This window comes from Mycobacterium colombiense CECT 3035 (assembly GCF_002105755.1).
Taxonomy (GTDB): Bacteria; Actinomycetota; Actinomycetes; order Mycobacteriales; family Mycobacteriaceae; genus Mycobacterium; species Mycobacterium colombiense.
Genome location: NZ_CP020821.1, coordinates 3,478,615 through 3,491,635, shown reverse-complemented (window position 1 = coordinate 3,491,635; position 13,021 = coordinate 3,478,615). Strand labels below are relative to the sequence as shown.

At 68.1% G+C, this 13,021-nt stretch carries 13 protein-coding genes; 8 read left to right on the top strand and 5 right to left on the bottom strand.

The features are described 5' to 3' along the window. Positions 1-16: 16 nt before the first annotated feature. From B9D87_RS16200 to B9D87_RS16185, 4 genes are read left to right on the top strand one after another with little or no spacing between them, the layout of a single operon-like run. Positions 17-1,675, top strand: coding sequence for an acyl-CoA synthetase (locus tag B9D87_RS16200; RefSeq protein WP_007772485.1), 1,659 nt, complete (start codon positions 17-19; stop codon positions 1,673-1,675). After that, positions 1,672-2,439: a fructosamine kinase family protein gene (locus tag B9D87_RS16195; protein WP_007772486.1), complete on the top strand. Its 768-nt coding sequence runs from the start codon at positions 1,672-1,674 to the stop codon at positions 2,437-2,439. Before B9D87_RS16200 ends, B9D87_RS16195 begins: the two co-directional genes overlap by 4 nt. Before the next feature lie 39 nt (positions 2,440-2,478). After that, the gene (locus B9D87_RS16190) at positions 2,479-3,306 is read left to right on the top strand and encodes an amidohydrolase family protein (RefSeq protein WP_007772488.1); all 828 of its coding nucleotides are present in this window, start codon (positions 2,479-2,481) and stop codon (positions 3,304-3,306) included. Next, entirely contained in the window at positions 3,303-4,853 is a 1,551-nt protein-coding gene (locus B9D87_RS16185) for an acetolactate synthase large subunit (protein ID WP_007772489.1), read from the top strand. Before B9D87_RS16190 ends, B9D87_RS16185 begins: the two co-directional genes overlap by 4 nt. On the opposite strand, the gene B9D87_RS16180 is transcribed toward B9D87_RS16185, so the two are convergent. From B9D87_RS16180 to B9D87_RS16160, 5 genes are all read right to left on the bottom strand, one after another. Beyond that, entirely contained in the window at positions 4,839-5,552 is a 714-nt protein-coding gene (locus B9D87_RS16180; RefSeq protein ID WP_007772491.1) for a serine hydrolase, read from the bottom strand. The two genes, B9D87_RS16185 and B9D87_RS16180, sit on opposite strands and share 15 nt — an antisense overlap. Positions 5,553-5,683: 131 nt before the next feature. Beyond that, entirely contained in the window at positions 5,684-5,911 is a 228-nt protein-coding gene (locus tag B9D87_RS16175; RefSeq protein WP_080598574.1) for a hypothetical protein, read from the bottom strand. A 48-nt stretch (positions 5,912-5,959) separates the two neighbouring features. Further along, positions 5,960-7,471 (bottom strand): long-chain-fatty-acid--CoA ligase FadD17, encoded by a 1,512-nt coding sequence (gene fadD17, locus B9D87_RS16170; RefSeq protein WP_007772493.1) that lies wholly within the window; start codon positions 7,469-7,471, stop codon positions 5,960-5,962. 5 nt (positions 7,472-7,476) lie between these two features. Continuing rightward, positions 7,477-8,574: an acyl-CoA dehydrogenase family protein gene (locus tag B9D87_RS16165; protein ID WP_007772495.1), complete on the bottom strand. Its 1,098-nt coding sequence runs from the start codon at positions 8,572-8,574 to the stop codon at positions 7,477-7,479. 29 nt (positions 8,575-8,603) lie between these two features. Beyond that, the gene (locus B9D87_RS16160; RefSeq protein ID WP_007772496.1) at positions 8,604-9,785 is read right to left on the bottom strand and encodes an acyl-CoA dehydrogenase; all 1,182 of its coding nucleotides are present in this window, start codon (positions 9,783-9,785) and stop codon (positions 8,604-8,606) included. 213 nt (positions 9,786-9,998) lie between these two features. Between B9D87_RS16160 and B9D87_RS16155 the strand changes: the two genes are divergently transcribed. From B9D87_RS16155 to B9D87_RS16140, 4 genes are all read left to right on the top strand, one after another. Continuing rightward, positions 9,999-10,190, top strand: a complete 192-nt coding sequence (locus B9D87_RS16155) for a ferredoxin (RefSeq protein ID WP_007772497.1) — start codon at positions 9,999-10,001, stop codon at positions 10,188-10,190. Between the two features lie 44 nt (positions 10,191-10,234). Beyond that, positions 10,235-11,149 (top strand): 3-oxoacyl-ACP reductase, encoded by a 915-nt coding sequence (locus B9D87_RS16150; protein ID WP_007772498.1) that lies wholly within the window; start codon positions 10,235-10,237, stop codon positions 11,147-11,149. Between the two features lie 236 nt (positions 11,150-11,385). Next, positions 11,386-12,150: an MlaE family ABC transporter permease gene (locus B9D87_RS16145; protein ID WP_007772499.1), complete on the top strand. Its 765-nt coding sequence runs from the start codon at positions 11,386-11,388 to the stop codon at positions 12,148-12,150. A 19-nt stretch (positions 12,151-12,169) separates the two neighbouring features. Then, a complete protein-coding gene (locus B9D87_RS16140; RefSeq protein ID WP_007772500.1) occupies positions 12,170-13,012 on the top strand; it encodes an MlaE family ABC transporter permease in 843 nt (280 codons plus the stop codon). Positions 13,013-13,021 lie beyond the last annotated feature (9 nt).

The window sequence follows — 13,021 nt, the reverse complement described above, 5'->3', positions numbered from 1 at the left end:
AACACGTTCTAATTTGGTGGCCGTGGCCTTGAATATTGCCGACCTTGCAGAGCACGCCATCGACGCTGTGCCCGATCGTGTCGCCCTGATCTGCGGCGACGAGAAGTTGACCTATGCCCAGCTAGAGGAGAAGGCCAACCGCCTGGCTCACTACCTGTTGGAGCAGGGGGTGAAAAAGGACGACAAGGTGGGGCTGTACTGCCGCAACCGCATCGAGATCGTCATCGCGATGCTCGGCATCGTCAAGGCCGGCGCCATCCTGGTGAACATCAACTACCGGTATGTCGAGGGCGAGTTGCGCTACCTGTTCGAGAACTCCGACATGGTCGCGCTGGTCCACGAACGCCAATACTCCGACCGGGTGGCCAACGTGCTGCCCGACACTCCCGACGTCAAGACGATCCTGGTCGTCGAGGACGGCAGCGACAATGACTTCAGCCGCTACGGCGGCGTGGAGTTCTACTCCGCGATCGCGGGCAGTTCACCCGAGCGCGACTTCGGCCCGCGCAGCGCCGACGACATCTACCTGCTGTACACGGGTGGCACGACGGGCTTCCCGAAGGGCGTGATGTGGCGCCACGAGGACATCTACCGGGTGCTGTTCGGTGGAACCGACTTCGCCACAGGCGAATTCGTCAAGGATGAGTACGACCTGGCCAAGGCCGCCGCGGCCAATCCGCCGATGGTCCGACACCCGATCCCGCCGATGATCCACGGCGCCACCCAGTCGGCCACCTGGATGTCGATCTTCTCGGGCCAAACCACCGTGCTGGCACCGGAATTCAACGCCGACGAGGTCTGGCGCACGATCCATGAGCACAAGGTGAACCTGCTGTTCTTCACCGGTGACGCGATGGCGCGGCCGCTGCTGGACGCGCTGCTGGCCCACCAGGAAGGCGCGGAAGGCGAAGCATACGACCTGTCGTCGCTGTTCCTGCTCGCCTCCACCGCGGCGCTGTTCTCGCCGAGCATCAAGGAGAAGTTCCTCGAGTTGCTGCCCAACCGGGTCATCACCGACTCCATCGGGTCGTCGGAGACCGGGTTCGGCGGCACCAGCATCGTCGCCAAGGACGCGCCGCACGCCGGTGGCCCGCGCGTGACGATCGACCACCGCACCGTCGTCCTCGACGAGGAGGGCAACGAGGTCAAGCCCGGCTCCGGTGTGCGCGGCTTCATCGCGAAGAAGGGCAACATTCCCGTCGGTTACTACAAGGACGAGAAGAAGACCGCCGAGACGTTCAAGACGTTCAACGGCGTGCGTTACGCCATCCCCGGCGACTTCGCCGAGGTCGAGGCCGACGGCACCGTCACGATGCTGGGCCGCGGCTCGGTCTCGATCAACAGCGGCGGCGAGAAGATCTACCCCGAGGAGGTCGAGGCCGCGCTCAAGGGGCACCCCGACGTCTTCGACGCCCTGGTGGTCGGCGTGCCCGACCCGCGCTACGGCCAGCACGTCGCCGCCGTCGTCCAGCCCCGGCCGGGCGCCCGGCCCGCGCTGTCGGAGCTGGACAGCTTCGTGCGCTCCGAGATCGCGGGCTACAAGGTGCCGCGCAGCCTGTGGCTGGTCGACGAGGTCAAGCGCTCGCCCGCGGGCAAGCCCGACTACCGCTGGGCCAAGGAGCAGACCGAGGCCCGCCCGGCCGACGACGTGCACGCCGCTCACGCCACTGCGTGACCGACTTCGTCAAACGTAATCCGGCCGCACCCGCCGGCTTCTTCGCTTGCGAAGCCGCCGGCCTGCAATGGCTTTCGGCCGCCGACGGCGGCGTGCCGTGCGCGCAGGTCGTGTCGTTTGACGACACCAGCCTGACCCTGCGCCGGCTGGAATCGGCGGGCCCGAGCCCTGAGGCGGCCCGCGAGTTCGGCGGCCGGTTGGCCGTCACCCACGACGCCGGCGCCCAGGCGTTCGGTGCCGGTCCGGACGGGTGGGACGGCCCGGGCTTTTTCGGCCCGCTGTCACAGCCCCTGCCGATGTCGCTGCGCCGGCACCGCGACTGGGGCGAGTTCTACGCCGAGGAACGGCTGGCCCCGATGGCCGAACTCGCGGCCCCGCGCCTCGATGCCGCCACCCGCGACGCCGTCGAGTCCGTCGCGGCACGTTGCCGCGCGGGCGATTTCGACGATGACGACCGGCCGGCCCGGCTGCACGGCGATCTGTGGAGCGGGAACGTGATGTGGACGCCCGACGGTGTGGTGCTCATCGATCCGGCCGCGCACGCCGGCCATCGCGAGACCGACCTGGCGATGCTCGCGCTGTTCGGCTGTCCGCACTACGACGCGGTGATCGCCGGCTACCAGGACGTGCGACCGCTACGGCCCGGCTGGCGCGACCGCATCGGGCTGCACCAGCTCTTCCCGCTGCTGGCGCACGTCGCGCTCTTCGGCGGCGGCTACGCACAGCAGACGCAAGCCTGCGCCCGCGCGGCGCTGACCATCTGACCTCGGGCCCCGGCGGGCCCCGGTCTAGAGTCGAATCGCATGACGATCGATGTCTGGATGCAGCATCCGACTGCGCGGTTCCTGCGCAGCGACATGCTGGCATCGCTGCGGCGGTGGACGGGCGGCACGATCCCCGACACCGACATCCCCATCGAAACCACCCTGGCGTCGATGGACGCCGCCGGCGTCGACCTGGGTGTGCTCAGCGCCTGGCGCGGGCCGGGCGGGGCGGACCTCGTCTCCAACGACGAGGTGGCGCAATGGATTGCCGCACACCCGAACCGGCTCGCCGGCCTGGCCACCGTCGACCTGGACCGCCCGATGGAGGCCGTCCGGGAGCTGCGGCGCCGGATAGCCGACGGGGGATTCGTCGGCCTGCGGGTGGTGCCGTGGTTGTGGAACGCCCCGCCCACCGATCGTCGCTACTACCCGCTGTTCGCCCAGTGCGTGGAATCCGGCGTCCCGTTCTGCACCCAGGTCGGCCACACCGGCCCGCTGCGCCCGTCGGAGACCGGCCGGCCGATCCCCTACATCGACCAGGTGGCGCTGGACTTCCCGGAGCTGGTGATCGTGTGCGGCCACGTCGGCTACCCGTGGACCGAGGAGATGGTCGCGGTCGCCCGCAAGCACGAAAACGTCTACATCGACACCTCGGCCTACACGATCAAGCGGTTGCCGGACGAACTGGTGCGCTTCATGAAGACCGGCACCGGGCAACGAAAAGTGTTGTTCGGCACCAATTATCCGATGATCACCCACGAGCACGCGTTGGCGGGGCTGGACGAACTCGGGCTGACCGATGAGGCTCGCCGAGATTTCCTGCGCGCCAACGCCGAACGAGTTTTCCGACTGGAGGCGATGAAGTGAACGGCGCCCAGGCCCTGATCAACACCCTGGTCGACGGTGGCGTCGACGTGTGTTTCGCCAACCCGGGCACGTCCGAGATGCACTTCGTCGCCGCGTTGGACGCCGTGCCGCGGATGCGCGGCGTGCTGGCGTTGTTCGAGGGCGTCGCCACCGGCGCGGCCGACGGTTACGCCCGCATCGCCGATCGTCCGGCCGCGGTACTGCTGCACCTGGGCCCCGGACTCGGCAACGGCCTGGCCAACCTGCACAACGCCCGTCGTGCGCGGGTGCCGATGGTGGTGGTCGTCGGCGACCATGCCACATATCACAAAAAGTACGACGCCCCACTGGAATCCGACATCGACTCGCTGGCCGGCACCGTCTCGGGATGGGTGCGCCGGACCAGTGACGCCTCGCAGGTCTCGGCCGACGCCGTCGAGGGCATCGCGGCCAGCCTGTGGGGTTCGCAGATCTCCACGCTGATCCTGCCCGCCGACGTGTCCTGGTCCGACGGCGCCCAGCTGTTCTCCAACCTGGAGGCGCGGCCGACGGGCGCCGATCCGCTGCTGGCGCCCGAGGTGCTCGAGGTGCTTCGCTCCGGCGAGCCGACGGTGATCATGGTGGGCGGCGACGCGACCCGCCGTGCGGGGCTGGCGGCGGCCACCCGCATCGCGGCGGCCACGGGTGCCCGCGTCCTGTGTGAGACCTTCCCGACCCGGCTGGAGCGCGGCGCCGGCGTCCCCGCCGTCGACAGGCTGGCGTATTTCGCCGAAGCGGCCACGGCCCAGCTTGACGGCGCCAAGCATCTGGTGCTGGCCGGTGCCAAGTCTCCGGTGTCGTTCTTCGCCTACCCGGGCATGCCCAGCGATCTGGTACCGGCCGGCTGCGAGGTGCACGTGCTCGCCGAATACAGCGGCGCGGCAGAGGCTTTGATCGCCCTGGCGGATCAGGTGGCGCCGGGCACCGAAGCGGCGGCGGCGTCCGCGTCGCGCCCGCAGCTGCCGACGGGCCCGCTGACCTCCGCGTCCGCCGCCGACGTGATCGGGGCGCTGTTGCCCGAAGCCGCGATCGTGGTCGACGAGTCGAACACCTCCGGTGTGTTGCTTGCGGGGGCGACCGCCGGGGCGCCGGCACACGACTGGCTGACCTTGACCGGCGGGGCGATCGGCTACGGCATCCCGGCCGCGGTGGGCGCCGCGGTGGCGGCGCCGCACCGTCCGGTGCTGTGCCTGGAATCCGATGGCTCGGCGATGTACACGATTTCGGGACTGTGGACGCAGGCCCGTGAGAACCTCAACGTGACCACCGTGCTGTACAACAACAGCGCCTACGACATCCTGCGGATCGAGCTGCAACGCGTCGGGGCCGGGTCCGCGCCCGGGCCCGAGGCGCTCGCGCTGCTCGACTTGTCTGACCCCACAATGGATTTCGTGAAGATCAGCGAGGGCATGGGAGTGCCCGCGCGACGAGTCGCCACCGCCGAGGAATTGGCCGACGCGCTGCGTGCCGCCTTCGCCGAACCCGGCCCCCATCTGATCGACGCCGTGGTGCCGTCAATAACGGGCTAGGGTCGGCAGCCGGCTCAGCAGCCAGTCCGTCAGGGTATTGACCACGTCGACGCCCGTCTCGAACGCGCCGTCGTCCGCGTCCGCTGCGAGCGCCACACCCCATTGGCCGGACGGCGTCGGCACGATGCCGAACTGGCGGACCAGATACCCGCCATGCATGCCCGGGCCCCAACCCCCCTTCGCGGCATGGCCTTTGGCGGCCAGCCCCCACTGGTCGCCGGCGACGAGCCGCTGCATCAGGTCGATCACTTCGACGGCATCCGGGATGGTCGACAGCTCCGCGGCGAACCGCGCTTGGCGCTGCAGGCTCCACTCGGTTTGGCCGAAAGCGGTGAAGCCACGGCGAAGTCGCCGCGATTCGACCACCGTCGCGGTGTCACCGCCTTCGGCCACCACGGCCTGCACCCGCCGCGCCGCGTCCATCGGTTCGCCCAATTGCGACCACAACTGTTCGGACGCGCGATTGTCGGATTCGGTGATGGCCTTCATCACCAGATCGCGCGACCCCAGCCAATCGTTGCGCAGCGCCGCGATCGCCAGCGGCACCTTGATGGTCGACCATGCGACGCCCGACCACCAGCTGCCCAGGGAAAACGTTCGGTCCGGCCGGGCGATGGCGACGCCGACATTCGCCGGCGCCGAGGCGGCGAGCTGTTCGAAGCTGGCTTCCAGCGCGAGTTCGAGAGGCCGTGCGGTCATGCGCTGATTTCGCTATCGGCGGGCGTGACGCGGACGGCGGCGACCGGCTCATCCACCATCGCGTCTCCTTGTCTAAGCGGCATTTTCATTGCGGCCCCGCAGTCACCTGCGGCGTGCACGGGGCGGGGGCATCAGCCCGCCGGCGGTGGGAGTGGCGGCAGGGGCGGTCCCTGCTCCGGCGGAGGAGCTTCCCACGGTTCGGGGTCAGGGGTCGGCGGTGACCACACCAGCGGCGGCGGGGGTGGCGGTGGCGGGGGCGGCGGCGGCTCCGCCGCGGCGAAACCGGCGCTTCGCCCGAGCGCGGCCGCGCCCAGCCACCCGACCAGGATCGAGCCGGCGATCACTTCGCGGATTTTCATCAACCGCTGAGTTTACTGCCAGGACGGCGCATCAGGCGGCAACGCCCGCTATCGGTGGATCTTCCACACCGGATCACCGCAGTCCACGCCCTGGGCGGCCAGCTGTCGCTTCAGCACCTTGAACGTCACCGTCCGCGGGAGTTCGGCGGTGATCCGCACGTACGACGGCCACTGCTTGGGTCCCAGGTCCGGCTGCTCGGACAAGAAGGCGCGGAACTTGTCGTCGTCGAGTTCGGCGCCCGGCGCCAGCACCACGGCGGCCATCACCTGGTCGCCGACCATCGCGTCCGGCACCGGGTATACCGCGACCTCGCTGACGTCGGGATGGCGCAGCAACACCCGTTCGATCGGGGCCGCACCAAGGTTTTCGCCGTCCACTCGCATCCAATCGCCCAGCCGCCCGGCGAAATACGCGTAGCCTGCGTCGTCGCGATAGGCGAGATCACCGCTGTGGTACACCCCGCCGGCCATCCGTTCGGCCTCGGCCGCCTCGTCGTTGTAGTAACCCTCGAAACGCCCCGGCCCCGCCGTGTTGACCAGTTCGCCGACCACGCCGGGCGGGCATGACGCCCCGGTGTCGGGGTCGATGATGTCGATGCCGTCGGGGAGCGGGCCCAGCGAACCCGCCGGCGTGTCGGGCGTGCGCGCGATGGCCACGCCGCCTTCGGTCGAACCGAACCCGTCCTGCACGACGCAGCCGAATCTGCGCCCGAAGCGCTCGATGTCATCGGGCACACCCTCGTTGCCGTACACCGCGCGCAGCGGATTGTCCGCATCGTCGGGGCGCTCGGGCGTGGCAAGCACGTACGACAGCGGCTTGCCCACGTAGTTCGCGTAGGTGGCGCCGTAGCGGCGCACATCGACGATGAAGTTCGACGCGGAGAACTTGCGCCGCAACGCCATCGAGCCCTCGCAGGCCGCCGCCACCGCCCAGCCGACCAGCACCGCGTTGGAATGGAATAGCGGCATCGACACGTAGCAGACGTCGTCGCGGCCCAGGTCGAAGCGCTGTGACATCGTCACGCCGGCGATCGCGACCTTGCCGTGGCTGCACTTGACCGCCTTGGGCTCGCCGCTGGTGCCCGACGTGAAGATCAACATGAACAGGTCGGCGGGCGAGGCGTTCTGAAAAGTGATCGGCGCGTCGCGATGCTCGGCCATCTCGTCGGCCCACTGGGGCGAATCGGCGTTGAGGTGCTCGATGTCGCCCAGCGTTTCAGCCGACTTCGAATCGGCCAGCACCAATTGGCAGTCGGCCCTTGCGATGTCGCGTCGCAACGCCTCGCCGCGGCGCACCGGGTTGAGTCCCACCGGCACGATGCCCGACATTCCCGCCGCCACCAGCATCGCCGAGAAGAACGGGGTGTTCTCCAGCAGCACGCCGACATGCGGCGGCCGGGCGGGGTCGAGCCGCGCACGCAGCGCCGCGGCGATGGCAGCACCGTGCTGCAGGTGGTCGCGCCAGCTGGTGAACGAGTCCTCGAAGTAGATACCCCGATCGTCGATCTCGGTCAGCGGCGCCAGCAGCTTGGTGACCGTCAGGTCATCGGTGAGATCCATTGCGCCTAAGCGGGAGTCTCGGCCAGCTCCCGGCCGATCCGGCGCAGCTGGCCGGTCGCACCGCCCAGGGCGAACTCAATCTCCTTGGCGGCCAGGAAGTAGCGGTGCGCGGGGTGATCGGTGTCGACGCCGACGCCGCCGTGCACGTGCACGATGGTGTGCGCCACCCGGTGACCGGCGTCCGCCGCCCAGAACGCCGCACTGGCGACGTCGATTTCGGCCGGAATGTCTTCCGAGACCCGCCAGGCCGCCTGGGTGAGGGTGAGCCGCAGGCCCTTGACGTCGATGTAGCCGTCGGCCAGCCGCTGCGATACCGCCTGGAAGCTGCCGATCGGGCGGTCGAACTGCTCACGCTCGCGCGCGTACTCGGCCGTCATCTGCAGGCCCCGCTCGAGCACCCCGAGCTGGAACGCGCTGCGGCCCAACGTGCCCAGCGTGCCGAGCCAGGTCACGACCTCTTCGCCGCCGACCTTGCGACCCTCGTCCACCTCGGTCCCGTCCAAAGCCAGGTGGCCGACGCTGCCCAGGCCGGTGGTCTCCAGTGCGGTCACCGTGACGCCCGGATCCTCGGCGGTGACCAGGAAAACCGCGGTGCCGGAGTCCGTTTCGGCGGGAACCAGGAACGCGTCGGCGACCGGGCCGAAGCCGACCTGGGTGCGGGTACCGGTCAGCCGGTAGCCACCGCCCGCCTTGGCGGCCTGCACGGGGCCGTCGCCCATCTCGGCGTCGAGGGCGACGGTCAGCGTCTTCTCGCCGTTGACCGCGGGCGCGCCCCAGTTCTGTTGCAGGTCCTCGGAGCCGAACCGCGCCAGCGCGCCCGCGCCCAGCATCACCGAGTCGAGATAGGGCACCGCGGCCAGCTGGCGTCCCAGCGCAACCAGGATCGCGATCTGCTCGAGCGCGCCGAAGCCGTCACCGCCCAACGATGACGCCGAGGCGCTGGACAGGATGCCGGCGTCGATCAGCTTGCGCCACAGGTCGCGGTCGAAACGCTGGTCGAGCGCGTCGAGCTCACGCTGGTGTTCGGGGGTGCATACCGAGTCCACGATGGTGTCGACCAGATTGCCGAGGTCGTTCGCCGCTTCGGTGGTGGTGAAATCCATGAACGTCCGTCCTTCTATTCCGTTGCGGCTCAGCGGTTCCGGGGCAGGCCGAGGGCGACCATGCCGATGATGTCGCGCTGCACTTCGTTGGTGCCGCCGCCGAACGTCAGGATCAGGCAGGCCCGGTGCATCCGTTCGACCCGGCCGCGCAGCAACGAGCCCGGCGAATTCTGGCGCACCGTCGCGGCGGTACCCAACACCTCCATCAGCAGCCGGTAGGCCTCGGTGGCCAGCTCGGTGCCGTACACCTTGGCCGCCGAGGCGTCCGCCGGGTTCAGGGTTTCACTCGACGCGGACGCCAGTTCCCAGTTGATCAGCTTGAGCACCTCGGCCTTGGCGTGCACGCGGGCCAGGTTGATCTGCACCCATTCCGAGTCGATCAGCCGGGCGCCGCCGGCGTCCTTGGTGTTCTGCGTCCATTCGCGAACCTCGCGCAGGGCCAGGAAGATCGGTTGCGCCGAGACCAGCGCGACCCGCTCGTGGTTGAGCTGGTTGGTCACCAGCTTCCAGCCGCCGTTCTCCTCGCCGACCAGGTTGGTCACCGGGACGCGCACATCGGAGTAGTAGGTGGCGCTGGTGTCCACGCCGGCCATGGTGTGCACCGGAGTCCAGGAGAAACCCTCGGCGGTCGTCGGCACGGTCAGCATCGAGATGCCGCGGTGCTTCTTGGCCTCCGGGTTGGTGCGCACCGCCAGCCACACCCAGTCCGCATAGGCGATCAGGCTGGTCCACATCTTCTGGCCGTTGATGACGTAGTCGTCACCGTCGCGCACCGCCGTGGTGCGCAGGTTTGCCAGGTCGGTGCCGGCGCCGGGCTCGGAGTAGCCGATGGAGAAGTGCAATTCGCCGGCGGCGATCTTGGGCAGGAAGAACTTCTTCTGCTCCTCGGTGCCGAACGCCATGATCGTCGGCGCCACGCTGTTGATGGTCAGGAACGGCACCGGCACGCCGGCGATGGCGGCCTCGTCGGTGAAGATCAGCGAGTCCATCGGCGAGCGGTCCTGGCCGCCGTATTCTTTGGGCCAGTTCAGGGTGAGCCACCCGTCCTTGCCCATCTGCGCGACGGTGTCGCGGTAGGCGGTGCCGGTCCCGACCTCGCCGCCGCCCGACGAGGTCAGCGCCTCGCGGCGCTCGGGGGTCATCAACTCGGTGAAGTACGACCGCAGCTCGCGACGCAGCTCCTCTTGTTCCGGGGTGTAACTGATACGCATTTCGGCCGTCCTTGAGGTTTACGACGTTCTTCAGTAACAAGCCTCGTCACAGGCTGCAGCTCGACCAACGGCTACCCGTTCGCCTCCCCGGTTGTAACACGTTCTAGTCTGGGAATCCAGCGACCGTTTCGCCAGAGGTTTCGGGGCCCTATGGTGGACCTACATACTGATGAGGCGAGTCCTTCGGTGAAGGCCAGGTTCTAGGAGGGTGCTGTGCGGGTGATCGTGGACCGTGACCGGTGCGAAGGTAACGCGGTGTGCTTGGGAATTGCGCCGGATATCTTCGACCTGGACGACGAGGACTACGCCGTGGTGAAGCTCGACCCGATTCCCGCCGATCAGGAGCAACTGGCCGAGCAGGCGATCGCCGAATGCCCGCGCGCGGCGCTTCAGCGCGGCGATTAATCCCCACCCCGAGCGCGTAACCCGAAACTAGAGGTATTCATAAATTGACTAGCAGCACGAACGCGACCGATCTCTCCGGAAAGGTCGCGGTGGTGACCGGTGCGGCCGCGGGCCTGGGGCGCGCCGAGGCGCTCGGCCTGGCGCGCCAGGGCGCGACCGTCGTCGTCAACGACATCGCAGCGGCGTTGGACGCCTCCGACGTCATCGACGAGATCAACTCGGTTGGTTCGAAGGCCGTCGCCGTGGCCGGCGACATCAGCGAACGCGCCACCGCCGACGAACTGGTTGCTCAGGCCGACTCGCTGGGTGGCCTCGACATCGTGGTCAACAACGCCGGCATCACTCGCGACCGGATGCTGTTCAACATGTCCGACGAGGAGTGGGACCTCGTCATCGCCGTGCACCTGCGCGGGCACTTCCTGCTGACCCGCAACGCGGCGACCTACTGGCGCTCCAAGGCCAAGGACGCCGGCGGCCAGATCTTCGGGCGCATCGTCAACACCGCGTCGGAGGCCGGGCTGGTCGGTCCGGTCGGCCAGGCGAACTACGGCGCCGCCAAGGCGGGCATCATCTCGCTCACTCTCACCGCCGCACGGGCGCTGGGCCGCTACGGGGTGTGCGCCAACGCCATCTGCCCCCGCGCGCGCACCGCGATGACGGCCGACGTGTTCGGCGACGCACCCGAGGTGGAAGCGGGCGGCGTCGACCCGTTGTCGCCCGAGCATGTCGTGAGTCTGGTGAAGTTCCTGTCGTCCCCGGCGGCCGCCGAGGTGAACGGTCAGGTGTTCATCGTCTACGGTCCACAGGTGACATTGGTCGCCGCGCCGACCGTGGAGCGGAAATTCAGCGCCGACGGCGTCGCTTGGGATCCCGCACAGTTGAGTTCGACACTGCAGGATTACTTTGCTGGCCGTGATCCTGAGCACAATTTCTCGGCTGGTGCGCTGATGGAGCAATAGCCACAAAAGGCTGGTTGATTGGGGGGAATCACCAGGTAGAACGTGTGTCAGTTTGACACGTGACAAGTGCGTCTGACCTGGCGAATTAACGGTTCGGATAAAGAACTGCTGTTCATTGACATGGTGAACTTGTTCTGGGTTAATATGATCCGGCTCACACCGAGCCACGTGCGACCGTAGACGACGCAAAGGCCAGACATAGACTTCGCCGAGACCAAACCGAGGGGGGAACCGCGTTGAGGGAACAACTTGCGGTTCCCGCCCGCGCAGTCGGCGGATTTTTCGAAATGATGTTGGATACCGGCCGGGCGGCTTTCCGCCGGCCGTTTCAATTCGGCGAGTTCCTCGACCAGACCTGGATGATCGCGCGCGTGTCGCTGGTCCCCACGCTGCTGGTGTCCATCCCGTTCACCGTGCTGGTGGCATTCACCCTCAACATCCTGCTGCGCGAGATCGGCGCCGCCGACCTGTCCGGCGCCGGGACGGCGTTCGGCACCATCACCCAGCTGGGCCCGGTGGTGACGGTGCTCGTCGTGGCCGGTGCCGGCGCCACCGCGATCTGCGCCGACCTCGGCGCCCGCACCATCCGCGAAGAGATCGATGCGATGCGGGTGCTCGGCATCGACCCGATCCAGCGGCTGGTCGTGCCCCGCGTGCTCGCCTCCACCGTGGTGGCCCTGCTGCTGAACGGATTGGTGTGCGCCATCGGTCTTTCCGGTGGCTACGTGTTCTCCGTCTTCCTGCAGGGCGTCAACCCCGGCGCGTTCATCAACGGGTTGACCGTGCTGACCGGCCTGCGCGAGCTGGTGCTGGCCGAAGTCAAGGCGCTGCTGTTCGGCGTGATGGCCGGCATGGTGGGCTGCTACCGCGGGCTGACCGTCAAGGGTGGGCCCAAGGGTGTCGGCAACGCGGTCAACGAAACCGTGGTCTACGCCTTCATCTGTCTGTTCGTGATCAACGTGGTGATGACCGCCATCGGCGTGCGGATCTCGGCGAAGTGACGGGACGGGTGCGCACGCCATGAGTTACGACGCCACACTGCGGTTCCGCCGCATCTTCACCCGGCTGCAGGAGCCGGTCGACGACTTCGGCGAGCAGGCGCTCTTCTACGGGCAGACCATGCGGTATGTCCCCAATGCCCTCACCCGCTACCGCAAGGAGACCGTGCGGCTGATTGCCGAGATGACGATGGGCGCGGGAGCGCTCGTCATGATCGGCGGCACGGTCGGTGTGGCCGCCTTCCTGACCCTGGCCTCCGGCGGTGTCATTGCCGTGCAGGGGTATTCGTCGCTGGGCAACATCGGCATCGAGGCGCTGACGGGGTTCCTGTCGGCGTTCCTCAACGTCCGGGTCGTCGCGCCGGTCATCGCGGGTATCGCGCTGGCCGCCACCATCGGCGCCGGCGCCACCGCCCAACTGGGCGCCATGCGGGTGTCCGAGGAGATCGACGCCGTCGAATGCATGGCGGTGCATTCGGTGTCCTACCTGGTATCGACCCGCCTGATCGCCGGACTCATCGCGATCATCCCGCTGTACTCGCTGTCGGTGCTGGCCGCGTTCTTTGCCGCCCGCTTCACCACGGTGTACATCAACGGGCAGTCAAAGGGCCTCTACGACCACTACTTCAATACGTTCCTTATCCCGTCGGACCTGTTGTGGTCGTTCCTGCAGGCCATCGTGATGTCCATCGCGGTCATGCTCGTCCATACCTATTACGGCTACAACGCCCACGGCGGCCCGGTCGGCGTCGGGATCGCGGTCGGGCAGGCCGTGCGGACTTCGCTGATCGTGGTCGTCGTCATCACATTGTTCATCTCGCTCGCTGTGTATGGGGCGTCCGGTAACTTCAACCTCTCCGGATAAGAGAACCGC

Excerpts from the sequence above, each read along its gene's own strand:
- B9D87_RS16190 (WP_007772488.1), top strand. The coding sequence starts at position 2,479 with ATGACGATCGATGTCTGGATGCAGCATCCGACTGCGCGGTTCCTGCGC.
- B9D87_RS16180 (WP_007772491.1), bottom strand. The coding sequence starts at position 5,552 with ATGACCGCACGGCCTCTCGAACTCGCGCTGGAAGCCAGCTTCGAACAG.
- B9D87_RS16175 (WP_080598574.1), bottom strand. The coding sequence starts at position 5,911 with ATGAAAATCCGCGAAGTGATCGCCGGCTCGATCCTGGTCGGGTGGCTG.
- fadD17 (WP_007772493.1), bottom strand. The coding sequence starts at position 7,471 with ATGGATCTCACCGATGACCTGACGGTCACCAAGCTGCTGGCGCCGCTG.
- B9D87_RS16165 (WP_007772495.1), bottom strand. The coding sequence starts at position 8,574 with ATGGATTTCACCACCACCGAAGCGGCGAACGACCTCGGCAATCTGGTC.
- B9D87_RS16160 (WP_007772496.1), bottom strand. The coding sequence starts at position 9,785 with ATGCGTATCAGTTACACCCCGGAACAAGAGGAGCTGCGTCGCGAGCTG.
- B9D87_RS16140 (WP_007772500.1), top strand. The coding sequence starts at position 12,170 with ATGAGTTACGACGCCACACTGCGGTTCCGCCGCATCTTCACCCGGCTG.